The organism is Streptomyces sp. NPDC042638, from assembly GCF_040647235.1.
Taxonomy (GTDB): Bacteria; Actinomycetota; Actinomycetes; order Streptomycetales; family Streptomycetaceae; genus Streptomyces; species Streptomyces rameus.
The window spans coordinates 19207-45115 of the sequence record NZ_JBEZBT010000027.1; the positions used below are offsets into that span (position 1 = coordinate 19207).

Genomic DNA, 25909 nt, shown 5'->3' on the forward strand with positions numbered 1-25909 from the left:
AGGGTGGCCGCCCGACTGCCGGCCTGTCGTCTAGTCCGCCAGCGTCTCGCGAAGCACATCGGCGATCGACGTGCCCGCCAGCTCCTGCCGCATGACCCGCTCGACCCGGCCGTAGACGCCGTTCAAGGCGGGCCGGATGCCTCGGCCGACCGGACACTCCAGGTTGGGCTCGGTGCGGTGCAGGCCGAACGGTGGCTGCGCATCGACGGCGTCATACACCTCGAGCAGGGTGATCGCCTCGGGCTCGCGGGCCAGACTCCAGCCGGCACCGGCGCCGTGACGGACCTCCACCAGGCCGGCTCGTCGCAGGTCACCGAGGCTGCGCCGGATGATCACGGGGTTGGTGTTGACGCTGGCCGCCACCTGCTCCGAAGTGAGAACCTCCTGGCCACGGCGCTGCGCCAACGCCAGCCAGGCCAACGCATGTGTCGCGATGGTCAATCGACTGTTCGCCGCCATCATCCCTCCCCGCTTGTTGCAACAGTTTCTGTTACATCCACCTCCGCGGTCAAGCCGCGTCAACTGCGATCTGCCGGGTGGGTGTCGGTGCTGGTGAGAGTTGGTGGCGGCGTTCTGGCCTGGGGTGTCGCGGGGCTGGTCAGCGGGTGTTCATGGCTGGGTGGGCCGGTGGTCGCGAATGTCGGCTGGTGCGGGCTCGGTGACCAGCGGGATGCCGTAGGCATCGATGAGCTGTGAGCGGTCGACCCGGCCACCGTCAACACGCTCGCGACCTGCGAATGGGGGAAGAAGGGCGAGCCGCTCTGCCTGATCGGTGACTCCGGCACCGGCAAGTCCCACCTGCTGATCGCACTGGGCACCGAGGCCGCCATGCAGGGCTTCCGGGTCCGCTACGTGCCGGACACCAAGCTCGTCAACGAACCGGTCGAGGCCGCTGACGAGAAGCAGTTGTCGAAGACGATCGCCCGTTACGGCCGCGTCGACCTGCTTCGCATCGACGAACTCGGCTACATGGAACTCGACCGGCGCGGCGCTGAGCTGCTGTTCCAGGTCCTGACCGAACGCGAGGAGAAGAGGAGAAGAACAGCGTTGCCATCGCCTCCAACGAGTCCTTCAACGGCTGGACAAAGATTTTCACCGACCCCCGGCCCTGCGCGGCCATCGTCGACCGCCTCACCTTCAACGGCGCGATCATCCAAACCGGCACCGAGTCCTACCGCCTCGCCCACACTAAAGCCCTGGCCGAGCAGAGCGCAGTCGGCTGAACTTTCGGCCGAGCATCGAACAGACCTGGTGATCGCCGGCGTCAGCGCAAGTCCTTCCCCGGGTCTATGGCCCAGTGATTGGTCTTGAGGACTCGCCCTGCGAAGGTCACCTCGGCTTGGGAGAGGAGGCGGAACCCGACGGAACGGCAGATTCCGTTCGACGCCGCGTTGCTTGTTGCCGGAAAGGCATGCACCAGGCCCCAGCGGTTCTGGTCCCTGGCCTGTTCCAGAAGGGTGCGGACGGCGCGTTTGCCGAGGCCCTGTCCTTGGAATTCGGGCAGAACCATCCAGCCGATCTCGGACATCGGCCCGTCGCTGGTGTCGTGGGACCAGATAGTTACCGTTCCGGCGACTACCTCTGGGGTGGTCTCATCAGGAACGATCATCTTGAGCCATGCGAGGTCGTCTGCTGCCTGCCGGGCATCCCGACGGACCTTGTCCGCCATCCCCTCACGAGGGAGGGTCCCACCCAGGTCAGCCATCATCACGGGGTCGCACCGCATCCGAATATAGGCATCGACGTCGTCCGGTGAGACGTTCCGCAGCTGCACTGTCCCTCCTTGGTCCCATCGGGGATGCTCCCACGGCCCAAGAGGGCGATCACCAGCGGCCCCGCCCCTCCGCCGTCCTCACGCGGCCCGCAGCAGCTTCCGAGTGAGCCTCGACGATGGCATCCAGCGGATGGCGGTGACCCGCATCGACAAGGACGCAAGGAACTCCTCGCGGAGGGGAGCGACAATCAGTGACGGCACGACAGGCACATCTCCTCCTGCGAACGCGAGATCCTCCCCGGCTGCCTGGGATGGCGTCGCCGTCTGGTCAGCGAGTGGCGTGCTCGGTGACCGGCTTCTTATCGGCCACTGGACGTTGCGCTTTTGCGGGGGAACGGAGCAGGGTGGCGGCGAGGAGGAGAGCAGCGGCGACGATGCCCGAGCCGATGCGGAAGGCAAGCTGGTAACCACCCGTGAGTGCCGAGGCGGTGCTTGCGCCGTCGCCCAGCAGGGCATCCGTATGCGAGGTGGCGAGCGTGCTGAGGGCCGCGAGGCCGAAGGCGCTGCCGATCTGCTGCATGGTGTTGAACATGCCGGAGGCGATCCCCGAGTCCTGGGGTGTGGCCGCTGACATCGCGAGCGTGGCCAGCGACGGCATCGCGAGGCCGAAGCCGATGCCGAGCGGTAGCAGCGCCGGCAGGACGTCCACGACGTAACTCCCGCCTGCCGGTACGCGGCCGAGGACGGCGAGACCTGCCGTGATCAGCAAGAGCCCTGGAAGGAGCACGGCACGGGGGCCGAAGCGTGAGATCAGCCTGGGTGAGAGGCCGAGGGACAGCGCGCCGATCGCGACCGAGACCGGGAAGATGCCGAGGCCGGTGTGTATCTGGTCGAAGCCGAGCACCTTCTGCAGGTAGAGAACGCACAGGAATTGGAAGCTGAACATCCCGGCCACCATGAGGGCCTGGACGCCGAGTGCTCCTGAGACGTTGCGCGAGCGGAACACACGTAGCGGCAGGAGTGGGTGGATCGCCTTCGCCTGGCGGGTGACGAATGCGAGGAGCAGGGCGAGTGCCGCGGTGCCGAAGCCCAGCGTGTGTGCGGAAGCCCAGCCATAGCTGGTGGTCTCGACGATCGTGTAGACACCGAGCATCAGCGCGGAAGTGACCAGGAGCGCGCCCATGGCATCGACCCCCTTGCCGAGGCCGATCCCGTGCTCGGATGCGAGTACGCGCCCGGCCAACAGCGCGGCCACGATGCCGATCGGAACGTTGACGAAGAAGATCCAGTGCCAGCTGATGGTCTGCGTCAGGACACCGCCGGCGAGGAGACCCAACGAGCCACCGGCTGACTGGACGAAGCTGTAGACGCCGATGGCCTTGGCCCGCTCCCTGGGCTGCGGGAACAGGGTCACGACCATGCCGAGGGTGACGGCGGAGGTCACCGCGCCGCCGATGCCCTGGACGAACCGGAAAGCAAGCAGCATCGCTGAATCCTGCGACACACCGCAGAGAAGCGAGGCAGTGGTGAAGACGCTCAAGCCGGTGATGAAGACGCGCTTGCGCCCGATCAGATCGCCAAGCCGACCGGAGAGCAGCAGCAGACCACCGAAGGGGACCAGATAGACGTTGACCACCCAGGCCAGAGCCGACGAGGAGAAACCGAGGTCTTGCTGGATGGCCGGCAGCGCCACATTCACGATGGTCCCGTCGAGGATGACCATCAACTGCCCGGCGCAGAGCACGGCCAATGCCGCCCAACGGGATGCCTGTGCTGGTGAGACGGTTCTGGGCACAAGGTCCCCTTCCGATGGTGCACGACTTGTTACAGCCGTCATCTTCTGTAACCCTGACGCGCGGCGGAAGGAGGCACTTTCATGTCACGCAGTCACATCGATGTGTCCGACCAGGTCAGCAACGAGGCGTGCCCGCTCACCGAGGTCCTCGACCATGTCGCGGGTAAGTGGAGCATCGGAATTCTCGTCGCCGCCGCGAACGGGCCGGTCCGGTTCACCGAGTTGGAACGCGCCATCACGGGCATCAGCCGACGCATGCTCACCTTGAACCTGCGCAAGCTGGAACGCGACGGTCTGCTTGTCCGGACCGTCTACCCCACCGTGCCGCCCAAGGTGGAATACAGCCTCACGCCCATGGCCCGCGAACTCCATGCGACCCTTACCGGGCTCGTCGGCTGGGCAGAACGCCACCGAGCCGACATCAGCGCCGCCCGCGCCACCTACGACGCCGCCACCACATCGGCTCCCTGACGCCTGCGGAGGGACAACCCGGCAGGCATTGACCGATCGGCTACCGGCGGACGCGCTAAGGGGCGCCGCGCCCTCGCAGTGATCCCGTCGACCTCGTACCGTGCACGGTAGGCAGGGAGACGTCGAGGATGGCGGCGGGGCTCGCTGTTCACGTCTGCCGCGCCGGTGTCAGGTCCGCGGTCTGTCGATGGGACAGCCGTCGAGCCGAGGGAGACGCTCACTGGTTCCTCGTTCGCTCGGTCCCGCGTGTGACGGTCCCCGGCATCGCCCGCCCGGCAGACCCGGCGGGCCGTCGTGTCTGCTCAAGGTGCAGCGGGAACCGACGGCCGCGAACGGATCGCGCCCTCAGGTGCGGGACTCGTCGGGCAGGTCTTCGAAGGCAACGTCGCGGACTACGCCGACCGGCCCGGCGAGCTGCTCAGCCTGTTGGAAGAGACAGGGCTGACCCTGGTCGGTGTTTACACCGGCGCCAATTTCGTCTACCCGGACGTCCTCCCGGACGAGCTGGCGAAGGTGACCCGCACCGCGGAGCTCGCCGCGCGCTTCGGCGCCGAGCGCCTGGTGGTCGGCGGCGGCGCACGCCGGGCCGCCGGGACCCGCGAGGAGGACTACGACCGGCTCGGCGCCGCCCTCGACAAGGTGGTGGAGATCGCCGAGGCGCACGGCCTGGACTCCAGCTATCACCCGCACCTCGGGACCATCGCCGAGAGCCCCGCGGAGGTGGAGAAGGTCATGGCGCGCACCCGGATCGGTTTCTGCCCCGACACCGCGCACCTGGCCGCGGGCGGCGGCGACCCGGCGGAGCTCATCCGCCGCTACCCCGACCGCCTCGCGCACGTCCATCTCAAGGACATCGACCTGACGACCGGGGAGTTCCTGCCCCTGTGCCGTGGCTCCCTGGACTTCAAGAGCGTGCTCGACGCCGTGCGCGAGGCCGGATACGACAGCTGGGCCATCGTCGAGCTCGACGCGTACGACGGGGACCCGAAGGACGCGGCCCTTGTCAGCCGCGCCTACCTGGACCGACTGCTCGGCTGACCGCCCCCGGAAAGGCACGGCTGATGACGGACATACGCAACAAACGCAGGCGCGGGAAGGCCGCGGGCGTGCTCGCCGCGGCGGCCCTGCTCCTCGGTGCCACCGGCTGCGGCAACGGCACTTCACCGGGCAGCACCGCGTTCGAGTACCGCGGCTACGCACCGGCCAAGCAGGCGCTCGCCGACATGCGCGGCAAGGTGCTCAGCAAGGGCCCGCACGGCGAGAACGCCACCCCCGCGGACGACGTGGCACTCACCGCCCGCGAGATCGCGAAGGTCAAGGGCGCCGGCGCCACGGCGGCGATCGTCATGCACTACACCGGCGACGACTGGACCAGCGCCCAGATCAAACGGGTTGCGCGCCGAGTTCGCCCGGCTGGGCATCCGCGTCATCGCCGTGACCGATGCGGGCTCCGACCCCGGCAAGCAGGTCTCCGACCTGGAGACCATCGCCGCCCGCAAGCCGGACGTCATCGTCTCCATCCCCACCGACGAGGTCGCCACCGCGGGCGCGTACAAAGCGGTCGCCCGCCGGGGGATCCACCTGGTGTTCATGGACAACGTGCCCAACGGCATGCAGGCCGCCCGGGACTACGTCGCGGTGGTGTCGGCCGACAACTACGGCAACGGCGTGGTCGCCGCCCACCTGATGGCCGACGCCCTCGGCGGCAAGGGCACCGTCGGCCCCGACCTCGCGGGCGACGCCCAGGCGGCGGCCAACGCGATGCTCCTCAAGCACGGGGACCTGGACGGCATCTGGGGCGTGTGGGACGTCCCCACCGAGGGGATCCTGGCGGCCGCCCGCAGCACGGACCGGGACAACCTCGCGGTGACCACCGAAGACCTCGGCAAGAACGTCGCGATCGCCCTGGCGAAGAAGAACATCGTGCGCGGACTCGGCGCCCAGCGCCCGTACGACCAGGGCGTCACCGAGGCGCGGCTGGCCGCCTACAGCCTGATCGGCAAGAAGGCCCCGCCGTACGTCGCCCTGGGGGCACTCCCGGTCACCCACGACAACCTGCTCGACTCGTGGCGGCGCGTCTTCCACGAACAGCCGCCGGCCGAGGTCCGCGAGTCCTACCGCCGCTGAACACCCCCACCCTCAACCCCGCGGCTCCCCCGGCCGCGCGGATCTGAGCCGCTGAAAGGAACAGCGCCATGCGAGACATCAACGTCGCCATCATCGGAGGCGGCTTCATGGCCAAGGCCCACTCCCTCGCCTACGCCTCGATGCCCATGTTCTTCTGGCCCGCACCGGCCCGCCCCATCCGCAGGACGCTCGTCGACGTGACCGAAGAGCTCGCGGCCGACGGCGCGGCCCGCTCGGGTTCGAGAAGCACACGAGTGACTGGCGCACGGTGATCGAGGACCCCGAGATCGACGTGGTCGACATCGCCACCCCCAACAACCTCCACGCCGAGATCGCGATCGCCGCCGCCGAGGCCGGCAAGCACATCATCTGCGAGAAGCCACTCGCCCGCGGCGCCGAGGAGGCACGCCCGGTCTCCGAGGCCGCGCGGCGCGCCGGGATCGTCACCATGGTGGCGTTCAGCTACCGCCGCACTCCCGCGGTCGCGCTCGCCAAGAAGTACATCGAGGAAGGCGCGATTGGTGACATCCTCAACTTCCGCGGCACCTACCTCCAGGACTGGTCCGCGGACCCCGACTCCCCGCTGTCGTGGCGCTTCCAGAAGGCCATCGCGGGCTCCGGCTCCCTCGGCGACATCGCCACCCACGTCGTGGACCTCGCCCGCTACCTCGTCGGCGAGATCGCCGGAGTCAACTCCCTCCTCAAGACCTGGGTCCCGGACCGGCCGATCCAGACCGGGGGCGTGGACAAGCTGGGCGCCGCGGGCAGCCTCGCCGACGCCGAACGCGGTCCGGTGGACGTGGACGACGAGGTCATCACGCTGCTGAAGTTCGCCGGCGGAGCGATCGGCTCGCTGGAGGCCACCCGCAACGCCCACGGGCGCAACAACTTCCTCACCTTCGAGATCCACGGCACCCGCGGCTCCCTGGTGTTCAACTACGAGCGCCGCGACGAACTCCAGGTCTGCTTCTCCGACGACCCGGCCGACCGGCGCGGCTTCCGCACCGTTTACACCGGCCCCAACCACCCGTACGGCGACGCCCTGTGGCCCATCCCCGCCCTCGGCATCGGCTACGGCGAAACGAAGATCATCGAGACGTACGAACTGTTCAAGGCCATCACCGAGGGCATCCCCGCCTCCCCGGACTTCGGCGACGGCTACCAGATCGAGAAGATCGCCGACGCCATCCAGGAGTCCGCGGCGAAGTCGCAGTGGGTCGAGATCACGCCCCTGGACCGCTCCGTCGGCACCACGGGAGGCGGCAGGCGATGAACAGCGAGCGCTTCGCGCAGGCGACGGCCCCCATGGTCTCGCCCGCTGTCGAGATGACGGGGATCACCAAGCGGTTCGGCCCGGTCAGCGTCCTCGACGGCGTCGACTTCGAACTGCGCCCGGGCGTTCGTCTACCGCTTCTACCCGACGGTACGCGAGGCCCGCGCGCGCCTGCGCGCGCCGGACGCGGCTCCCGTGCACCTGGTCCACGGCTCGTACCTCCAGGACTGGATGTCGCGACCGGACGACACGAACTGGCGGACGGCACCCGAAAGCGGCGGGTCCTCCCGGACCTTCGCCGACATCGGGGTCCACTGGTGCGACCTCGCGGAGTTCACCACCGGACACCGCATCCGCCGCCTGCTGGCCACCACGTCCGTGGTGCACCCGCAGCGGGGCGGCGTCACCGTGGAGACGGAGGACGCGGCGGTGCTCGTCTTCGAAACCGACCGGGGCGCCACCGGAAGCGTCGTGGCCAGCCAGGTCTCGCCCGGGCGCAAGAACCGGCTGTGGCTGTCGGTGGACAGCAGCGACGCGGCGTACGTCTTCGACCAAGAACTCCCGGACACCCTCTGGATCGGCGGGCGCGAGGAGAACCGCGTCCTGCACCGGGGAACGACCACACAGTCGGCCGGGGCCGCACCGTACAGCACCGTTCCGCCCGGCCATCCGCAGGGATACCTCGACAGCTTCGCCGCGTTCGTCAAGGACGCCTACACGGCGTTCACGGACGAGACTCCGGACGGGCTGCCGACCCTGGACGACGGGCTGCGCGACGCGGCACTCACCCGCGCCGTTCTGGAATCATCCGCGAAGGAGACATGGGTGGAGGTCACCTCATGAAGCTCGGATTTCTCACCGCCTGCCTGCCCGGGCGCTCGCTGGAGGACATCGCCTCCTTCGCGCAGCGGCAGGGCTACGAAGCGCTGGAGGTCGCGGCCTGGCCGAGGCTGGCCGACCGGCCGTTCACCGCCTCCCACCTCGACGCCGCGGCCATGACGGAGGACCGGGCGCAGGAGACGGTGGGACGGCTGGCGGAGCAGGGCCTGGAGATCTCCTCGCTCTCCTTCTACGACAACAACCTGCACCCGGACCCGGCCGAGCGGTCCGCGGTCAACGCGCACGTGCACGCGTGCATCGACGCCGCGCGACTGCTGGGTGTGCCCACCGTCGGGACGTTCATCGGCCGCCACCCGGGCAGGACCGTCGCCGAGAACCTGCGCGAGGCCGAGGAGATCTTCCCCGACCTGGTCCGGCACGCGGACGACGCCGGGGTCAAGCTCGTCATCGAGAACTGCGTGATGGAGGGCTGGCACCCCGACGGCTACCCGGGCAACCTCGCCTACTCGCCCGAGCTGTGGGAGTGGATGTTCTCCCTCGGGCTCTACTTGAACTTCGACCCCTCGCACCTGGTGTGGATGGGCATCGACCCTGTCGATGCCCTACGCCCCTACGTCGAACGCGTCGCGCACGCCCAGGCCAAGGACATCGAACTGTTCCCCGAACGCCGCAACCGCTACGGCTACCCGGGCCGTGCGGTAAACCGGCCGGACCCGTGGGACACCGGCTGGTGGCGCTACCGTGTGCCGGGCCTCGGCCAGGTGGACTGGCAGCGGATCGTCGACGTCTTGTACGAGGGCGGGTTCAACGGCGTGCTGTCCGTCGAGCACGAGGACCCGGTCTGGGGCGGCACGAACGACCGCATCCTCACCGGCCTGCGGATCGCCCACCAGACACTGCGGCCGCTGGTCGCCGCCTGACGGCCCTTCCGGGCAGCCTGCGCCACACTCAGAAGCCTGACTCCGACCGGCGAACAGGTCGGACCAGCGGGTGAAGGGCGGCCGGTATCAGACGAGAGCGGGTGTGGGAGCGGGCAGGTAGGGGGTGATGTTGCGCCACGCGCGCTCGATGTATTCCTCCTTCTCGCCGACCGGGGCGACATAGTGCAGTGCGCTTTCGGCGGCGTCGTTGCCCTCTAGGCGGGCGATGATCCAGGCGGCGAGGTAGTGCGAGGCGAGGCAGCCGCCGGCGGTGGCGATGTTGTCCTTGGCGTAGAAGGGCTGGTTGAGCACCTCGACACCGGCGGCGACGACCCAGGGCTTGGTGGTCAGGTCGGTGCAGGCGGGGATGTCGTCGAGCAGGCCGAGCCTGGCCAGCACGAGCGCGCCGGAGCACTGCGCGGCGATGAGTTGGCGCGAGGGGTCCAGGCCGCGCAGGATGTTCATGATCGCCTGGTCTTCGACGACCTCCCGGGTGGCGATGCCACTGCCGACGATGACGGCGTCAGCGGCGCACGCCTCCTCAAGAGTGGACATCTGCTCGATGACCACCCCGTTCATCGACGTCACCTTGGGGGTGGGGGTGGCGATGGTGACGCGCCAGCCGGCGGTCTTCATGCGGTTGAGCACACCGAGCGCGATCAGGGAGTCGAGCTCGTTGTAGCCCTCGAAGGTGAGGATGGCGATGTGCACGGCGGCTGTCCTTCCGCAGGAGTGGGTCTCGAAGGTAAGGACCCGCGAACGGGACAGTCAAAGAATTGTCATGGATACAATTCGGCGCATGGCAGCCTCGCGGTACAAGAGCCTGGTCGACGCGTTCGCCTCCGACATCCGGGCAGGCAGGCTCGCCGCGGGCGTGCGGCTGCCGACACACCGCGGGCTCGCCGCCCGCGAGGGCATCGCCGTGGTGACCGCGACCCGGGTGTACGCCGAACTGGAAGCGATGGGTTTGGTGAGCCGGGAACAGGGCCGCGGCACGTTCGTGCGTGACATCGCGGTTCCCGCCGGTCACGGCATCGATCAGCAAGTCGTCGCCACGGACGCGGTCGACCTCAACTTCAACTATCCGTCGCTGCCCGGCCAAGCGGATCTCCTGCGGCAGGCTCTGCGGGAGGTGGCCACCTCCGGTGAACTCGACTCGCTGCTGCGCTACCAACCGCATCGAGGGCGTCCCCAGGACAGAGCCTCGATCGCACGGCACCTGAGGCGTCGAGGAATCACCGCTGACGCGGATCGGATCCTCATCGTCAACGGTGCGCAGCACGGCCTGGCCGTCACCGTCATGGCCGCGCTCAACGCCGGTGACGTCGTCGCGGTCGACGCTCTCACCTACCCGGGTTTCAAGGTGCTCGCCCAAGCCTTTCATCTCGACCTGGAACCCATACCGACGACCAGTGACGGGCCGGATCTCGATGCCTTGGAGAAGCTGTGCGCGACCCGCCCCGTGCGCGCGATCTACACCATGCCAACCTTGCAGAACCCTCTGGGTTGGGTCATGCCGGCGACCGGCCGTACCCGTCTGATCGCCATCGCCCGGCAGCACGGTCCGCTCATCATCGAAGACGCCGCGTACGCCTACCTCGTCGAGGACCCTCCACCGCCGCTGGCTGCGAGTGCACCGGACATCACCGTCTACGTCTCGGGACTGTCCAAGAGCGTCGCCACCGGCCTCCGGGTCGGCTTCGTCGTCGCCCCGCCGTCCAGGGTTCCGTCGCTCGAACGCGCGATCCGGGCGACCACCTGGAACACCCCGGCCCTCACCACCGCGATCGCCTGCCGCTGGCTCGAGGACGGCACGGTGGACCACTTGGAAGCCCGGAAACGGGACGACGCCAAGGCCCGCCAGGCCCTCGCCAGACAAGAACTCGCGGGCCTACCACTCGTCGGCCATCCCTCGTCCTACTTCACGTGGCTGACGCTGCCCGACGACGCACGGGCCGATCGTCTGACCGCCACCCTCGCGCGTCAGCACATCTCGGTCAGCACGGCGGAGCCCTTCAACACCTCGAAGCACACACCACAGGCGCTCCGCCTCGCTCTCGGCTCGACCGATCCGGACAGTCTCCGGTCGACGCTGCGCACAGTGCGACGAGTCGCTGTCGAGGACGTCTACACCTGAACATGAACACCACCCGCGCAGCCGGTTCCCGGGCGGGCCTGCTACTTCTTGGCCTTCTCGTCGTTGTCCTTGAAGCAGACGACGAACCAGTCGCCTGAGCCCGACTGGGTGAGCGAGCCGGTCGTGCCCGGGACGTCGGAGCACGAGAGGGTATCGACGACTGCGTCCTTGTCCATCTTCAGGACCTTGTAGTCGGCATGCGGGTCGGTGCAGTCGAGCTTCTTGGTCTTCGCCTGCTTCTCCGTCCCGATGTTCTGGAAACAGTCCCCGGCCTTGAGCGTCGCGGACTGGTCCTTCGTGTCGTACGGGCCCAGGGTGCAGAACGCCACCAGGCCCGCGATGACAAGGACGAGACCGAGGAAGATCAGGCGGTTCCGCCGTATCTGCTCCGGGGTGTACGAGGAGCCGCGAAGGGGCGGTACTTGGGACACAGACAGTTCCTCTGACAGTGGGGAGGTAAGAAAACGACCATGAATCTAGCCCACCTGCCTGTACTGGTCCCTCCCCGGCCCCTGTTGGTGCCTGCCCGCCGACACGGGGCTGGCTGTCGACGGGCGTGGTGACAGGGGCCGGGGGCGGAGCGATGCGCGAAACGGCGTTCGGCTGATCCGGTGCGGGACCGGTCAGGTCGCTCATGGATGCGGTGCGACGCCCTCGTCGACCGGCAGGGACACCGGCTCGGCGCCCGATGGCGAGCCGGGGGCCGAACCGGCGCCGGGCACCCGGCCGGCACCGAGGGTCGGCCCCGAGCCCGGGGCCGGCGCCGAACCGGAGGCACCGACAGGGGACTTGGCGCGCTCGGCCCGTGCGCGGGCCTCGCCCGCCGCGCCCGTCGCGCGCGGTGCCGCGCGGCCCGTCCGGCGCAGCGCCAGATGCAGCACCGGCATCAGGACGCAGGTGACCGCGGCGCTCTGCCACAACAGCGCGTCGAGCCGGCCGGACGCCAGGTACACGCCCGCGGCGACCGCCGCCAGCGCACACACTCCGCGGTCCACGATGCTCTCCACGGACAGCAGCGTGGCGCGCGGTGCGCCCGCCGGGATGGCGTCGTTGATGAGCTTGCGCTGCACGGGATAGACGAACCCGGTGATCGCGGCGAACGCGCACAGCAACGCCACCACGAGCCAGGGCCCGCCGAGGACGGTACCCGCCAGGACCACGGCGAGGGCCACGCTCAGCAGGGACACCCACTGGGCCGGAGCCAGCCGGCGGCTCAGCCACTGCGGACGCGCCGAGGCCACCGCTTCGGCCACCGTCATGGCCGCGAGCACACCGCCGTGTGCGTTCTCCCCGATCCCGTGATCCAGGAGCACCGGCTGGAAGAGGTTGACCTGGCAGATGCGCGACAGCGTGAACACCGCCACGCCCTGCACCATGAGCAGCGGCAGCCACGGGGAGACGCGCAGGGCCCGCAGAGCGGCACCCGTGTCGCGCAGCAGGGTTCCGCTCCCCCGCCCGCGCATGCCCGGACCGGTGTCCGTGCCGCGCGGCGCGAGCCGCGGCAGTGCCAGCGCACAGCCCAGCGACCCGGCGGCACTGGCCGCGCTCAGCACGTACGGGGTCTGCGCGGCCAGCGCCATCAACGGGCCGACGAGCGGCCAGCAGACGACCTTGGCGGCCAGCCCGAGGGACCGCGCGGTACCCTCGGCCCTCAGGTAGTGGGCCTCCGCCCCCTCGGCGCGCAGACCGTCGTAGAGATAGGCGCTCGCCGCGCCCGACGTGAGCGAGCGTCCTGCCGCGATGGCGAGGAAGTGCACGAGGAAGCCGGTGTACGAGGGGGCCAGGACCGGCGCCATGTTCGCGGCCGTCATGACGACCGCGCCCGCGCGCAGGCAGTTGCGGGCGCCGATTCGGTCGGCGATGGCACCGGTCGGTATCTCGAACAGGCAGAACGCGATGTAGTAGATGCTCTGGATGCCGAAGATCTGGTTGTCGGACAGCCCGGCGTCACGCTGGTAGGCGTAGAAGACCGGCATCCACCACAGCAGGTTGAACAGCAGCTGGAACCCGTTGTTCAGGCGGATGATCCGACGGGCCACCGGGGAGGCGACCGGCTCGGTCCGACGGCGCCGCAGGACTGGCATACGGCGCCTCACCGGGCGTAGGGGCGGATCTGGACCAGACGGAACGCCCCCTCGTCGGTCATCAGCCACTCGATGTCCAGGGCGTCGTCCGCGTCCTCCGCGCTGAAGTGGGACTGCAGCAGGCGTCCGGTGAGGGCCAGCCGGGCGAGCGCCGTACGGGTCTCCGGCGGCAGGTCCTCGCCCGCGGTGCCGACGTCCATCGTGCGCCCACCGCCCTCGACGGTGTTGTACAGGTACTGCTGCGGCAGGACGGTGCCGTCCACCACCCGCTCCGGCGAACCGGGCGTGCAGTTGAGATACACGTTGCGGAAGTCCTCACGCCGGGTCGGGTTGCAGGTCACCAGCACGCCCCCGAGGCTCGCGGGCAGGTACTCCTGGACGATCACGCCCATGTAGGTGTCGTCCAGGGAGATGCCGACCTGGTGCCGCAGGCGCACACTGCGCGGCGAGAGCAGTGACGCCCACACCTGCCGTACCGCGTCCAGGAGTTGCTCCGCTCCGCGGACGGTGGTCACCGAGTCGTAGATCCCGGCGGCGGAGAAGCCGGGCAGGTCCTCGGCGTTGGACGAGGAGCGCACCACCATGCGGTGTCCGCCGGCCAGCAGCCCCGGCACGGACGCCGTGATCGGCCGGGCCACCTCGTCCGGCATCGGTGTGCTCCGCACGAGGTGCTGCAGGTTCAGGCACAACGGGTCCACGATGTCGAACGCTTCGAGTTCCAGGGCCATCTTCAGCTTTCCGATGCCCTGTTGGAGGGCCGGTGAGGAGGTCAGGAACAGATGGTGCAGGCGGAACGGCAGCGCTACGCCTTCGGGGGCGCGGACGGTCTCCGCCACGCACCGGGCCGCGGCGGCTCGCAGCCGCTCCGGTGAGGCCTCCTGCTCGCCGAGCCGGGCGGCGAGATGGCCGAGGAGGTCGCGGCGCGGCGGGCGCGGGCGCGTGTAGAACGCCGTCAGGTCGGCGGTGCGGCTGTCCAGGACGTGGTGCAGTTCGCCGAGGTTGGCGGCCTTGGTGCCGTAGCTGTCACGGTCGGTGCGCCGTAGTCGGTGCAGGGCCAGGACCGGGGCCTCCTCGAGCAGCGGGGTCTCGATGCGGATGCGCTGCTGGTGCCAGGCCGGCTTCTGCAAGTCCGGTGCGGCGGAGAGCGGTTCGAGCGTGATGGAGTCCTCGCGCACCCGGTAGCGCACCCAGGCGCCGTCCAGGCCGTCGCCTCCCGTGAGGGTGTCGAAGTCGCGGACGATCGCGTTCGGGATGCCCCAGCCCGAGGCCAGCACATTGGTGTGCGAGAGCGGCGTGATGGGGGCGGTGTTGATGAAGCCGGCGACCCTGGGGACGTCGTCGGGCAGGCGGGGCATCGCGACGATGTCCGCCCAGCCCAGTTGCGCGGCGGCGGCCTCGTACTCGGCCATGGTGCGGAAGTGGCGCAGGCGGCCCTCGGCCTCCCCCGGGTTGAGGCAGGTGCGCGTGCGGTTGCCGAACAGGGCGTGACTCAGGATGCGTGGCACGTGTGCCTCGCTGACCGAGGCCAGTTCGTGCTCCTGACCGTGGTTGGCGGGCTTCAGCAGCAGCGGCAGCCGCCCGTCGACCCGCCCGCGCACGTAGAGGTAGAACTCCTCCAGCAGAGCGCCGTGCATGGTGTCCGCCTCGGTGGTCTCCAGCACCAGGAAGGGGCTCTCGGAGCCGTCCGCCGTCTGCTCGCTGTGCAGGGACAGCACCCCCAGCAGGAAACGCCGCCCGGGGTCCATGTACACGGAGGCGTTGAAGGCGTCGAGATCGGCGTCCAGTTCCTCCAGGGTCATGCCGAGGACGTGGGTGGCGATGTAGTTGACGTGGAAGGGGTGCACCCGGGTGTCGAGCAGGTGCCAGGTGCTCTCGACACGGTCCACCACGACCTTCAGGTACGGGTGTCCGGCGAGCACCCCGGACAGCGTGCGGAACAGCGGCAGGGACAGGTTGGCGCCGACGACGGTGCGGTCCCCGCCGGTTCCGGGAACCTCGGTCTCACCCAGTGTCAGGGTCATACCGTCACCCCCTGCGGGAGGTGCACCGGAAGGAGGTGCGGCATGGCGTCCACGAGGGCGGTGAAGTCACGGACGACGGTCTGCGGCCGGTCGGCTGACAACAGGCACAGCCCCGCCATGGTGTTGGCGCCCGCGGCCGGATCGTAGACCGGCACCGGTGTGCCGTCCGGCAGGGAGCTCTCCCCGACGACGGTCAGCGTGCTGCCCGCGCCGACCGGGGCGGAGCGGATCACCGAGCCGGAGTCCCACAGGTGCCGGCGCGGCCACGGGGCACCCGCGCCGTCCACGGCGAGGACGACCAGGGACCCGGCCGCGCCGTCGGCGTCCGCGGGCGTCAGCGCCCTGGACGGCCAGTCGGGTGAGCCGCCGAGCAACTGCTCGGTGAACAAGGCGATCATGTCGAGCCCGAAGACCTCCTCGATCTGCGGCACGGTCATCGCCCCGCCGAAGCGCGCCGCCGTCTCGATCACCCACATGCGGCCGTCCGCGCCCAGCTTGATCTCGGTGTGCGTACCGCAGTCCCGCAGCCCGAGCGCCTCCACGGCCCGCCGGGCCAGTTCCACGATCCTGGCCTGAGCCCCGGTGCCGACCGCGGCCGGGGTGATGCCGGCGCGTTCGGTGAACGGGGCCACCGTCGGCATCCGGCCGCTCAGGCAGACCGGCCGGAAGACGCCCTGGTCGACCACGCCCTCGACGCTGACGTAGTCGCCCCAGCCGGACCCCTCGAACCACTCCTCGGCGCGTCCGGTGACGATCTCCTCCACGATGAAGTCCTCGCCGGCGCCGGCGACATGGAGTTCGGCGTAGCCGAGCCGCGCCGACTCGGTCATCACGGTGTGCGAGCGCGCCCAGGCACCCGGGGCGTCCGCGGGTTCCTCGATGATCTGGTGCGCGGTCGAACCGGCGCTCCAGGCCGCCTTCAGAAGCAGGGGGCAGGACAGTTCGGCCACCGCTGCCTGCAACTGTCCGACGGACGTGACGGTGCGGAACCGGGGCTGGGGTATGCCCCGGCGCTCCCAGGCGGCGCGCATCAGGCGCTTGTCGCGGGCGAGGACCGCGGTGGGCCCGGCGCCCCGCAGTCCGAGCCGCCGGGACGCCTCGGCGACCGCGACCACCGCGTACTCCGAGAAGGTGACGACGGCGTCCGCGCCGACCTCCCGGGCGCGGGACGCGATGAGTTCGACCAGGTCGTCCGTGCCTGCTTCCCCGCGGACCACGGAGGCGCACAGCCCCTCCGCGTGCTCCGCCACGCCGGCGGGCAGTTCGCTGAGTGCCAGCAGGTGCACGGCTGCCCTCGCGGCCACCCGATCCAGGGCGTACCCGACCGGGGGTCCGCCCTTTGCATGCACGTACAGCACCTTCGCCACTGCTACCCAACTCCTTCTGCTGTCCGGGTTCTTGCTCCTGTCGCGCGACGGCTCGCGCGGTGCGCGGCGTGGCGGTGGCCGGGGTGCGCCCGGTCTGCCCGCCGCCGATTCGCGGTCCCATACCAGCGAAGCAGTCCGGGTGCCCGTCCTACGGCGTGCCGAGCGTGCACGTCTCAGGCAAATGCCTTACTCGGCGGGGCAGTTGTAGCCATGTGAAGGTTCGGTGATGTGTTAGTGCCCGACCGGGGCGCACATCCGCGACATCCGGCGCGTCCCGGGCGGCCCGGCATGCGCTCCCGTCTACGGGACACGCATGATGTGTTACTCAACGTGATGTTCATGCAAAATTCAAGGAGTTGAGCCGTGGACGAGGCCGATCTCAAGACGCTGCTCGCGACTCTCCCGGTGTTCTGGTGGGAGGCCGACGGCGGTGCGGGCATGGTTGAGAGCGGCGGCGGCGCCTTCGCGGACGAACACACCGCGCAACGCTTCCTGGCGGCCCTGCGGAACGGCCACGGCGGCCCGTCGGCGTTACCGGACGACGGCCCGTGCCGGACGCGGTTCGAGGGCCGCGCCTTCGACGTCAGCCGGTCGGCCCGAGGGGACGGTGTACGGCGCCGGCGCGGCCGGGGAGTCGCGGTCGAGGTGAGCGACGCGGCGGCCGGTACGGGAGCGTGCGCGGCGTTCGCCGACCTGAGCCCCGCCGCGGTGTTCGTCCGCGACGCCGACGGCCGCTACGTCTGGGCCAACCACGCCTACGCCCACCTGTACGGGACCACGCGCGACCACCTGATCGGCCGCCACCTGACCGAGACGGACGGCCCGGAGGACGCTGCCCGGTTCCTCGCATTCGACAAGGAGGTTCTCACCGGCGGCCACTCCGTCCGGCACACCCTCGTCTACCGGCGCCCGGACGGTTCCCCCGGGCACGCGGCCGGATACCGCTTCCCCGTCACCTGGGGCACGCTGCCCTGCGTGGCGGGCATCTACGTGGACATCACCGAGTACACCCACGCACTGGACCAGCGGCGTCAGGCCGAGGAGGATCTGCGCGCCCTGCGGGACCACAGCGGCCTGCCCTGCTTACGGCTGTCGGCGGACGGAGTGGTCGGGGAGGCCAGCTCCGCAGTCGCCGAACTGCTGCGCGTCCGGCTCCGCGACCTCGTCGGCTCACCGGCCGAGAGCCTGCTGGCCAGGACACCGGAACGCGCCGCGCTCCGCAGAGTCTGGGACGACCTCATAGGCGGCCGGCGCAGAAGCGCGCGCACCAGTGCCCTGCTCGTCGACGGGGACCAGCGCCAGCGCCGTGCCTGGGTCCATCTGAGCGCTGTGCGCCGTACCGGGGACTGGGGTCCCGACGTCTGGGCGGTCATCACCGGACTCGGTCTGAGCCATGAGCCGCACCCTCCGCTGACCGCCGCCCAGGTGCGGATTCTCGCCCTGCTGGCCGCCGGGCACAGCAACGCCGGCATCGCCGAGGCGCTGCACCTCTCGCGGCAGACGGTCGACTATCATCTCAGCCGCCTCCGGCACCTCCTGGGGGGCGCGACCCGCCCGGCGCTCGTCGCCCGCGCCTACGTGCTCGGCATCCTCTCCCCGCACACCTGGCCGCCCCGCTCCACCACGGCGGCGCACCCGCTCAGCCCCGCCTGACGGGTCGTCCCCGACAAGGGCGAGGAGGGCGAGGAAGCCGATGAGGGCGACAAGGCCGATGAGGCGACATGCGCTACAAGGCGACTCACTCGGGGCGGTGGACGTGGTGACGTGGTCCTGAACAGAACACGAGGGAGGGCCGGCAGTGATCTTCTGCCATCCTGCTTGCCATGTCCGCGCGAAACCGACGACTGCCCCGGCACCGTGCCTGGCCACTGACCACCACCGACATCGACGAGTGTCTCGGCACCTATATGACCCGAGTCACGGATCTGCGGTTTCTGACCGGGCATGACAGCGGGACCATCGTCCTGGGAGCAGCATGGGTCGCTCCGAACCCCCGCAACCACGGCCGCGGCATCCACCCGGACATGGCCGGCTTCCGCATAGACGTCCATCCGGTCGATGCCGCTGAACGTGCTGCCACCCGCGCTGTTCTACGAGCGCATGCCCTCCCGCAGCTCCATGAATGGGTCACGCAGGCGTTCGCTGCCGACGAGACCTGGCGACTGACTTCTCACCAGCACTACTGGCGGCTCACCGGCGGCCATCTCACCCACCACGCCGAGGCGTGAACCGAGTCGACTGCCTCACCGACCCTGTGACTTCGCGCTTCAGCCTGCCGATGAGCACCTGTCCGGCAGGGCTGCGCACCTTTGGCCAATTGGTCAGTTGATCGGATGTGTTTGTTCGGTTGGTGATCAGTGATGCGATGTGGGACCGGATCGAGCCGCTGATGCCGCCCGATCCGGTTCGTGGGCGGCGGTGGGCCGATCACCGCCGCACCCTTGAGGCCATCGCGTGGAAGTACCGCACGTGCTCGCCCTGGCGGGACCTGCCGGACGAACTCGGCTCGTTCCAAACCGCCCACAAACGGCTGATCGGTGGGCCGTGGACGGCACCTGGGAACGCATCCTCACCGCAGTCCTGACAGCGGTCGACGACGCTGACGACATCGGCTGGACCGTATCGGTGGACTCCACCGTCTGCCGGGCCCACCAGCACGCCGCCGGCGCCGAAAAAGGGGGGGGCTCCAAGCCGGGCCGAACCCGACGACCATGCGCTCGGGCGCTCCCTCGGCGGCCTGAGTACGAAAGTCCACTTGGCCGGCGACGACCGGGCCCGACCCCTCGCCCTGATCGTGACGGCAGGCCAGGCCGGGGACGCACCCGCCTTCGAAGCGGTCATGGGCCGAATCCGGGTCCCTCGGCCCGGTCCCGGAAGGCCCAGAACGCGACCCGTGGCAGTCCTCGCGGACCGGGCCTACTCCTCCCGGGCGATCCGCGGACATCTCCGTCGTCGCGGCATCCGGGCAGTCATTCCACAGCCTGCTGACCAGATCGGTCACCGCGTGCGGCGCGGGCGACGCGGTGGTCGACCGCCAGGCTTCGACCGTGAGACCTACAAGCAGCGGAACACCGTCGAGCGGTGCATCAACCGCTTCAAGCAGTGGCGCCGCCTGGCCATGCGAACGGACAAACCTGCCATCGTCTTCCAGGCCGCACTCCACCTCGCCGCCATCCCTATCCGGACCCGCAGCTGACGAAACCGCAACGAAGCAGCTAGGAGCTCCCGTCTCCCTGGACGTTGGCGATCATCGTGCGCAGCACCTTGAGTGCGGCCACGTACTCCTCGTCACTGATGTCCTTGTGGACCTCCGCCCGCAGCTCTGTGGCCAGCCCGCGCAGCCGGACCCTGGCAGCCTCGCCGGCATCGGTGAGGCGCAGGTTCTGGTCAGCGTCGATCCGTAGCCAGCCTCGGTGCAGCAACTGGTCAATGACCCGAGGAATCTCGTACTGCCCGCCCGCGAGAGGGGTCAGCTGGACAATCACCTCTTGACGGCTGGGTGCCGTGGGCCCGCCGGTTACCCGGTTGAGTACCCAGTACTGCGGCTGGGTGACGTCGATCCTGGCCATGGCGTCACGCAGACGCCGGGTCACTGCCTCGTGGACAAGGCCCGCCCAATAGCCGATGGGCTGGCTGGCCAACATGTTGTCTGTGGCGGCCGGATCAGCCGGCGCCTGGTCAGTGATGCTGCCGCTTAACGGTTTCATGATCGCGACGCTACACCGCCCTCGTGCACGTGGACACTGTCGAACGTTGGATCTCTGCCTCAAGCACTGTGCAGCCTGGCCAGGCGCACTGGAGGGCTCGTCATTGAGACCAATCCACCCTGCCTTGACCATAGTTGGGATCCCTCGGTGCAGACCGAAGAGACAGAACCTAGACCGGTGCCGTGTCCCCGGTCGGCGTCGGTCGCGCGCTCCCGGTGACGTGCCCGGGCTGTGCCGGCGGCACGGCCTGAAGGTGCTGGGCGGCCTCCTCGGCGGTGTAGGCCTCCGCGGCGGTGTAGGAGGAGGTGAAAGTGAACGCGCGGCGGGACGGTCCGTTTGCCCGCAGGTCCGCCAGCCGTTCCATGGCCTCGCCGACCGTCGGGAGGTGACCGGCCGGGACCCACCAGAGGACCAAGTGCGCTTCGACGTGCCGCTCGAACCAGTCGCGGCGTCGCCGCATCGCCTCGAGGTGGCCGCTGCGGTAGGTGAAGTCCCACAGGGCCTGCCGGGTCTCCCACACCGACAGGTTGACGATGACGTTCTCGCCCGCGGGGCGCAGGCCCGTGGCGTCGGCCTCCCCCTCTTCCACGAGCCGCCACACGAAGCCGGGTGTGCCGTCGGCCGCGGCGTTGACCGGGTCGAGCATCTCGACGAAGGGCGCCATACGGGGGTCATCGAGGGGGTGGCGGAGCGTGGCGACGTTGAGTTGGGCGAGGTGGGCGGCACGCGTGGATGCGGTCATGGCCTCATCCCAGCATGGCCCAACTTCTATGTCAATGACAGTTGTTTTTAGAATCCTCGATCACCACGCAGCACTCCCCGGGCCGGGCGTCCATGCGGGCGCGGACAGGACCGTCCGTACCGAGCAGCCCCTCGAGCAGGGCGAGGTTCATGCCGCAGACCAGCGGCGGGAAGCGGTCGGCGACGGCATGGAAGGGACAGTTGCGCATGCGCACGACGCGCGCGGTGGCGTCGGACGCCCTCTCGACGCCTTCGGTGTCCTCAGCGCCTTCCAGGCGCGGTTCGTAGCCGCGGGCAGCCAGCAACTCCGCGGCCTCTTCAAGGCCGCCGCATGGCGCTGCCGAGCCGCGCAGGGCCTCACCCCGGCGGCGCGCGGCCGCACGGAGCTCTACATCCAGGCCGGCCCGCTCGGCGGTCTCGGCGAGCAGCTCGGCGGCGGTGCGGTAGTCGCGTGCGGGCAGCGACACCGCCCGCTCGGCACGCGCCCGCGTGTACACCTTGGCGGGGCGGCCCGCCCCCGGCCCCGAACGGCCCGTCAGGCGGCGGCTACCGCTCTCCAGCAGCCCGACCTCGGTCAGCTTGTCCAGATGGTGCGCGGCAAGCGTGCGCGCCACCCCGGCCGCTTCGGCAGCCTCGTTGCGGCCGACCTCGCGGCCCTGCGCCGCCACGTACTCGTACAGACGGCGCCGCACCGGATCCTGCAACGCCGCGATCGCTTCGATGTCCTCCATCCGGCCAGTGTAGGAACAACACAGGTTGGATATAGAAGGGCGGGGATCGGTACGGTCCGCGCGCACCGGCGTGCTGCACAGGTCACGAGGCCGTTGCCGCGAGGGTGAGCCTGCCGTCGTGGACTTCGGCGGTCTGGTCGACGGCGGTGAGGTGGGTGCGGTCGTGGGTGACCAGGACGGTGGCGGTGCCCTGCTGATGGGTGAGCCGGGTGATCAGGCCGATGACGGCGGCGCCGCGTTCGTGGTCGAGGGCGCTGGTGGGTTCGTCGACCAGGAGGACGGTGGGGTCGTTCATCAGGGCGCGGGCGATGGTGATGCGCTGGCGCTGGCCGCCGGAGAGCTGGTGGGGCCGGCGGCCGGCCTGGCCGGCAAGGCCGACCGCGTCGAGGAGCTCCATGGCCCGGATTCGGGCAGTGCGGGGCTTGCGGCCGTCGATCCGGGCCATGATCTGAAGTTGTTCGGCGGCGGTGAGGGACGGCAGCAGGTTGGGCTGCTGGAAAACGATGCCGATCTTGTGGCGGCGCAGGGCGGTCAGCTCGCCCCGGGTGAGGCCGGTAACAGGGGTGCCGTCGATGGTGACGGTGCCGGCGTCGGGTGTGACGAGGGTTGCGGCCACGGCCAGGAGACTCGACTTGCCGGAGCCGGAGGGGCCGACCACGGCGGTCAGGCTGCCCTGACGAACCTTCAGGTTGACGTGGTCGAGGGCGGTGAGCCGGGTGTCGCCGTCGGGGTAGGTGAGGGTGATGTCGGTCAGCTCGAGGCTCATCGGGCGCTCCCCAGGGCGGTCAGCGGGTCGACAGAGGTGATCCGGCGGATGGACAGAGCGGCACCGAGGACGCCGAGGGCGATCATCACCGTGGCCGGGATCAGGACGGTGCCGGCGGTGAGGACGAAGGGCACGGCGCTGCCGGCGACGAGGGCTCCCAGGCCCGTGGCGACACCGGTGCCGATCACGGTGCCGCCGACGAGCAGGACCACGGCCTGGCCGAGAGCGTCCTTGAGCAGGTCGGCGGTGGAGGCGCCGAGGGCTTTGAGGACGGCGACGTCACCGCTGCGCTGGATGGTCCAGACGGTGAAGAAGGCACCGATGACGAGGGCGGAGATGGCGAACAGAAATCCTCGCATCAGCTGCAGGGAGCCGTTCTCGGAGGTGTAGGAGCCGATCGCGGACAGCGAGTCGTGGGTGGAGACGGTTTTGGTGTCGGCTTGCCGGTCGGTGGCCGCCACGTCGGCCTTGGAGGTGGTGCTCAGAGCGACGACAGTGGCGGTCGGGCCGTCACCGTCACTCCTGGGTGGTGCGCTCTTCCGCCAGACGGTGAGGCTGGTCCAGATGACCGGGGTGTGGCTGAAGTAGGCGTCGCCCCGCACCGCGGCAACCTCCAGCCGCCGCCCGGCCAGGATCAGGCGGTCGCCGGTCCGCACGCCGAGGTCATCGGCGGCCGTGGCGGACAGCACCACCGACTCGTCGTCGATCTTGCTGCTGTCCGGGGCCAGGCGGGAGTCGGCCTGGACGCCGAAGAGGGAGACGGCGATGCTGTGGTGCCCGGCCATGGCCCTGGTGATGGTGATCCCGAGCGGTTCGGCGCTCTCGACCCCAGGAGCCTTGGACCACCGCTGCCACTGCTTCTGGGTGACGCTGGAGTTGGCGTACGACGGGTCCTCACCGTCGGCGGGAGCCTGGAAGGCGATCTTGTCGGCGGGCAGTCCCGTGATCGCGGACGTGTTCTGCCGGCCCAGGCCGGCCGTCAGCCCGGACAGCAGCCCGACGAGCAGGGTGATCAGTACGATGACGGTTCCCATCAGGGCGAAGCGCCCCTTGGCGAACTTCAGGTCTCTCCAGGCGACGAACACGGCCTTGGCCTGTCCTTTCCGGTGGCGGAAGCGGTGTGACTCCACCGTCGCCGCCGGCCCCCTGTGTGCGCGTCCGGCGCAGGAGGGCAGTTCACGGGCCGAACGACAGCACGCGCCCTCTAACTTTCGATGGAGGCACCCGGGAACACGCCCTCGTAGCCTGGAGGGCACTGTGAACACCTCCGCCCCCGCCCTGACCCCCACCACCCGGACCCTGGCCTGGTGCCTGCACCTGCTGATCATCGGCCTGCTCACCCTGGCCGCCGGCCGGGCCGTCGCCGGCAGTCAGTCCCACGCCGGGTCGACCGTCGCCGCTGCGGCTGCCTGCGCTGCGGTGTACGCGGCCGGGCCGCTCCTGCCCAGCGTCCGCCGCTCCCGGCGGGCCGCCGCCCTGTGGCTGGCCGCCGTAGGCGTCGTATGGCTGGTGCTGCTGGCCCTGTCCTCCGACGGGGTGTGGGTGGCGTTCCCGCTGTACTTCCTCCAGCTCCATCTGCTGCCACGCCGCGCCGGACTGGCGGCTGTGACCGCCACCGCGGCGGCGGCCATCGCCGGTTTCGCTGCCCACCAGCACTACTTCAGCGCGGCCATGGCGATCGGCCCAGCGCTCGGCGCCGCCGTCGCCGTCGCAGTGGTGTGGGCGTACCAGGCCCTGTACCGCGAGAGCGAACAGCGCAGACGCCTGATCGAGGAGCTCACGGCAACCCGCGCCGACCTGGCCCAGGCCCAGCACACCGCCGGAGTGCTCGCCGAACGCGAACGCCTGGCCCGCGAGATCCACGACACCCTCGCTCAAGGGCTCTCCAGCATCCAGCTGCTGCTGCGCGCCGCCGAACGCGCCCTGCCCGGCCGCCCCGATGCCGCCGGCCGCCACGTCGATGCGGCCCGCCAGGCAGCCGTGGACAACCTCGCCGAGGCCCGTCGCTTCGTCGCGGCCCTCACTCCCCCCGCACTGGAAGACACCACCCTGGCCGGTGCCCTGGAGCGCCTGTGCAGCACCGCCGGCTCCCGCCACCGGATCACCGCGCGCTTCCGCCTCACCGGCGACCCCGTCCCGCTCGCCACCGCGCACGAAGTCGCCCTTCTGCGTATCGCCCAGTCCGCCCTCGCCAACACCGTCAGCCACGCCCACGCCACCACCGCCGAGATCACCCTCGGCTACGGCGACGACCACGTCGCCCTCGGCGTCGTCGACGACGGCACGGGCTTCGATCCCGACCGGCCGCCCACCCCTGACCCCGAAGGCGGCGGCTTCGGCCTGGCGGCCATGCGCGCCCGCGTGCACTCCCTGGGCGGCGCCCTGACCATCACATCCACCCCCGGCCACGGCACCACCCTGGCCGCCCGGCTCCCCCTCACCCCGACCGCCGACAGCACGCCCGAGGCCCGCTCGTGACCGACCCGACCCCTGTTCGCCTGCTTCTGGCCGACGACCACCCCGTGGTCCGGGCCGGGCTGCGCGCCGTGCTGGAAACCGAGCCCGGCCTCGTCGTCGTGGCCGAGGCCGCCACCGCGGAGGACGCCGTCGCCCGTGCCGCCGAGGGCGACATCGACGTCGTTCTCATGGATCTGCAGTTCGGCAAGGGCATGGGCGGTGCCGAAGCCACCGCCCGGATCACCGCCCGGGCGGGCTCCCCCCGCGTCCTGGTCGTCACCACCTACGACTCCGACGCCGACACCCTGCCCGCCATCGAAGCCGGCGCCACCGGCTACCTCCTCAAGGACGCCCCGCCCGAAGACCTGGCCGCCGCCGTGCGCACCGCCGCCGCCGGCCGCACCGCCCTGGCCCCCAGGGTCGCCGAAAGACTCATGAACCGGCTGCGCATGCCCGGCACCGCTCTGACCCGGCGGGAGACCGAAGTCCTCGCCCTGGTCGCCGACGGCCTGTCCAACCAGGCCATCGGCCGCCGCCTCCACCTCACGGAGGGCACCGTCAAGTCCCACCTCGCCCGTGTCTACACCAAACTCGGTGTCGACTCACGCACCGCCGCCGTCGCCACCGCCACCGACCTCGGCCTCATCCGCCGCTGACCGGAAACCAGACCCTGCACCCGTCGCAGAATCCTCCTGGGACACCGCACCTGATCCATCTCATGCAACTTCCTGCGACTCCGCCGTCACCGCGACTGCTCG

At 70.1% G+C, this 25909-nt stretch carries 25 protein-coding genes and 2 pseudogenes; 14 read left to right on the top strand and 13 right to left on the bottom strand.

Annotated features, from left to right (window positions below):
• Positions 1-30: 30 nt before the first annotated feature.
• On the bottom strand, positions 31-459 hold the full coding sequence (locus AB0B40_RS21810) for an Rrf2 family transcriptional regulator (RefSeq protein ID WP_345046600.1): 429 nt from the start codon (positions 457-459) through the stop codon (positions 31-33).
• Between the two features lie 240 nt (positions 460-699).
• On the opposite strand from AB0B40_RS21810, the pseudogene AB0B40_RS21815 reads away from it, so the two are divergent.
• Positions 700-1223: pseudogene (locus tag AB0B40_RS21815) on the top strand (ATP-binding protein); the annotation flags it as partial.
• Between the two features lie 41 nt (positions 1224-1264).
• Here AB0B40_RS21815 and AB0B40_RS21820 read toward each other — a convergent pair.
• Positions 1265-1774, bottom strand: coding sequence for a GNAT family N-acetyltransferase (locus AB0B40_RS21820; RefSeq protein WP_362265047.1), 510 nt, complete (start codon positions 1772-1774; stop codon positions 1265-1267).
• A gap of 268 nt (positions 1775-2042) precedes the next feature.
• A complete protein-coding gene (locus AB0B40_RS21825; RefSeq protein ID WP_362265049.1) occupies positions 2043-3551 on the bottom strand; it encodes an MFS transporter in 1509 nt (502 codons plus the stop codon).
• Between the two features lie 39 nt (positions 3552-3590).
• On the opposite strand from AB0B40_RS21825, the gene AB0B40_RS21830 reads away from it, so the two are divergent.
• From AB0B40_RS21830 to AB0B40_RS21860, 7 genes are all read left to right on the top strand, one after another.
• Positions 3591-3980 (top strand): helix-turn-helix domain-containing protein, encoded by a 390-nt coding sequence (locus tag AB0B40_RS21830; protein ID WP_362265051.1) that lies wholly within the window; start codon positions 3591-3593, stop codon positions 3978-3980.
• A 294-nt stretch (positions 3981-4274) separates the two neighbouring features.
• Positions 4275-5018: a sugar phosphate isomerase/epimerase gene (locus AB0B40_RS21835; RefSeq protein WP_362265052.1), complete on the top strand. Its 744-nt coding sequence runs from the start codon at positions 4275-4277 to the stop codon at positions 5016-5018.
• Between the two features lie 354 nt (positions 5019-5372).
• Positions 5373-6107 (top strand): substrate-binding domain-containing protein, encoded by a 735-nt coding sequence (locus AB0B40_RS21840; protein WP_362265054.1) that lies wholly within the window; start codon positions 5373-5375, stop codon positions 6105-6107.
• Positions 6108-6175: 68 nt separating this feature from the next.
• Positions 6176-6379 (top strand): hypothetical protein, encoded by a 204-nt coding sequence (locus AB0B40_RS21845; protein WP_362265056.1) that lies wholly within the window; start codon positions 6176-6178, stop codon positions 6377-6379.
• Positions 6376-7380: a Gfo/Idh/MocA family oxidoreductase gene (locus AB0B40_RS21850; RefSeq protein ID WP_362265058.1), complete on the top strand. Its 1005-nt coding sequence runs from the start codon at positions 6376-6378 to the stop codon at positions 7378-7380. Before AB0B40_RS21845 ends, AB0B40_RS21850 begins: the two co-directional genes overlap by 4 nt.
• Before the next feature lie 195 nt (positions 7381-7575).
• The gene (locus tag AB0B40_RS21855) at positions 7576-8223 is read left to right on the top strand and encodes a Gfo/Idh/MocA family oxidoreductase (RefSeq protein ID WP_362265060.1); all 648 of its coding nucleotides are present in this window, start codon (positions 7576-7578) and stop codon (positions 8221-8223) included.
• Positions 8220-9140: a sugar phosphate isomerase/epimerase gene (locus tag AB0B40_RS21860; RefSeq protein WP_362265062.1), complete on the top strand. Its 921-nt coding sequence runs from the start codon at positions 8220-8222 to the stop codon at positions 9138-9140. Before AB0B40_RS21855 ends, AB0B40_RS21860 begins: the two co-directional genes overlap by 4 nt.
• An 87-nt stretch (positions 9141-9227) precedes the next feature.
• Here AB0B40_RS21860 and AB0B40_RS21865 read toward each other — a convergent pair whose 3' ends face one another.
• Entirely contained in the window at positions 9228-9851 is a 624-nt protein-coding gene (locus AB0B40_RS21865) for a DJ-1/PfpI family protein (RefSeq protein ID WP_362265064.1), read from the bottom strand.
• On the opposite strand from AB0B40_RS21865, the gene AB0B40_RS21870 reads away from it, so the two are divergent.
• Positions 9838-11277: a PLP-dependent aminotransferase family protein gene (locus AB0B40_RS21870; RefSeq protein ID WP_362265066.1), complete on the top strand. Its 1440-nt coding sequence runs from the start codon at positions 9838-9840 to the stop codon at positions 11275-11277. The two genes, AB0B40_RS21865 and AB0B40_RS21870, sit on opposite strands and share 14 nt — an antisense overlap.
• Before the next feature lie 41 nt (positions 11278-11318).
• On the opposite strand, the gene AB0B40_RS21875 is transcribed toward AB0B40_RS21870, so the two are convergent.
• From AB0B40_RS21875 to AB0B40_RS21890, 4 genes are all read right to left on the bottom strand, one after another.
• Complete coding sequence (locus AB0B40_RS21875; protein WP_345046256.1) at positions 11319-11708, bottom strand: hypothetical protein; 390 nt, start codon at positions 11706-11708, stop codon at positions 11319-11321.
• Positions 11709-11909: 201 nt separating this feature from the next.
• Positions 11910-13361, bottom strand: a complete 1452-nt coding sequence (locus AB0B40_RS21880; RefSeq protein ID WP_362265068.1) for an MFS transporter — start codon at positions 13359-13361, stop codon at positions 11910-11912.
• A gap of 8 nt (positions 13362-13369) precedes the next feature.
• A complete protein-coding gene (locus AB0B40_RS21885; RefSeq protein ID WP_362265070.1) occupies positions 13370-15382 on the bottom strand; it encodes a PEP/pyruvate-binding domain-containing protein in 2013 nt (670 codons plus the stop codon).
• Positions 15379-16749, bottom strand: a complete 1371-nt coding sequence (locus AB0B40_RS21890; protein WP_345046260.1) for an ATP-grasp domain-containing protein — start codon at positions 16747-16749, stop codon at positions 15379-15381. Before AB0B40_RS21890 ends, AB0B40_RS21885 begins: the two co-directional genes overlap by 4 nt.
• Positions 16750-17112: 363 nt before the next feature.
• On the opposite strand from AB0B40_RS21890, the gene AB0B40_RS21895 reads away from it, so the two are divergent.
• The 3 genes and pseudogenes from AB0B40_RS21895 (at position 17113) to AB0B40_RS21905 (ending at position 19945) form a co-directional block, all read left to right on the top strand.
• Positions 17113-18402 carry a PAS domain-containing protein gene (locus AB0B40_RS21895; protein ID WP_362265072.1) on the top strand — a complete coding sequence of 430 codons (1290 nt, stop codon included), beginning with the start codon at positions 17113-17115 and terminating at the stop codon, positions 18400-18402.
• A gap of 170 nt (positions 18403-18572) precedes the next feature.
• A complete protein-coding gene (locus AB0B40_RS21900; RefSeq protein ID WP_362265074.1) occupies positions 18573-18977 on the top strand; it encodes a hypothetical protein in 405 nt (134 codons plus the stop codon).
• Between the two features lie 107 nt (positions 18978-19084).
• Positions 19085-19945, top strand: a pseudogene (locus AB0B40_RS21905) (IS5 family transposase).
• 19 nt (positions 19946-19964) lie between these two features.
• Here AB0B40_RS21905 and AB0B40_RS21910 read toward each other — a convergent pair.
• From AB0B40_RS21910 to AB0B40_RS21930, 5 genes are all read right to left on the bottom strand, one after another.
• The gene (locus tag AB0B40_RS21910; protein ID WP_345046266.1) at positions 19965-20456 is read right to left on the bottom strand and encodes a MarR family winged helix-turn-helix transcriptional regulator; all 492 of its coding nucleotides are present in this window, start codon (positions 20454-20456) and stop codon (positions 19965-19967) included.
• A 169-nt stretch (positions 20457-20625) separates the two neighbouring features.
• A complete protein-coding gene (locus AB0B40_RS21915) occupies positions 20626-21198 on the bottom strand; it encodes a DUF3291 domain-containing protein (protein ID WP_345046267.1) in 573 nt (190 codons plus the stop codon).
• A 31-nt stretch (positions 21199-21229) separates the two neighbouring features.
• The gene (locus tag AB0B40_RS21920) at positions 21230-21928 is read right to left on the bottom strand and encodes a helix-turn-helix domain-containing protein (protein ID WP_345046268.1); all 699 of its coding nucleotides are present in this window, start codon (positions 21926-21928) and stop codon (positions 21230-21232) included.
• A gap of 82 nt (positions 21929-22010) precedes the next feature.
• Complete coding sequence (locus AB0B40_RS21925) at positions 22011-22694, bottom strand: ABC transporter ATP-binding protein (RefSeq protein WP_362265076.1); 684 nt, start codon at positions 22692-22694, stop codon at positions 22011-22013.
• Complete coding sequence (locus AB0B40_RS21930) at positions 22691-23779, bottom strand: ABC transporter permease (RefSeq protein WP_362265078.1); 1089 nt, start codon at positions 23777-23779, stop codon at positions 22691-22693. The genes AB0B40_RS21925 and AB0B40_RS21930 overlap by 4 nt, the downstream gene beginning before the upstream one ends.
• Positions 23780-23951: 172 nt before the next feature.
• Here AB0B40_RS21930 and AB0B40_RS21935 point away from each other — a divergent pair, with 172 nt between their 5' ends.
• Both AB0B40_RS21935 and AB0B40_RS21940 read left to right on the top strand, forming a co-directional pair.
• Complete coding sequence (locus AB0B40_RS21935) at positions 23952-25172, top strand: sensor histidine kinase (RefSeq protein WP_362265079.1); 1221 nt, start codon at positions 23952-23954, stop codon at positions 25170-25172.
• Positions 25169-25807 carry a response regulator transcription factor gene (locus AB0B40_RS21940; RefSeq protein WP_345046274.1) on the top strand — a complete coding sequence of 213 codons (639 nt, stop codon included), beginning with the start codon at positions 25169-25171 and terminating at the stop codon, positions 25805-25807. Before AB0B40_RS21935 ends, AB0B40_RS21940 begins: the two co-directional genes overlap by 4 nt.
• Positions 25808-25909 lie beyond the last annotated feature (102 nt).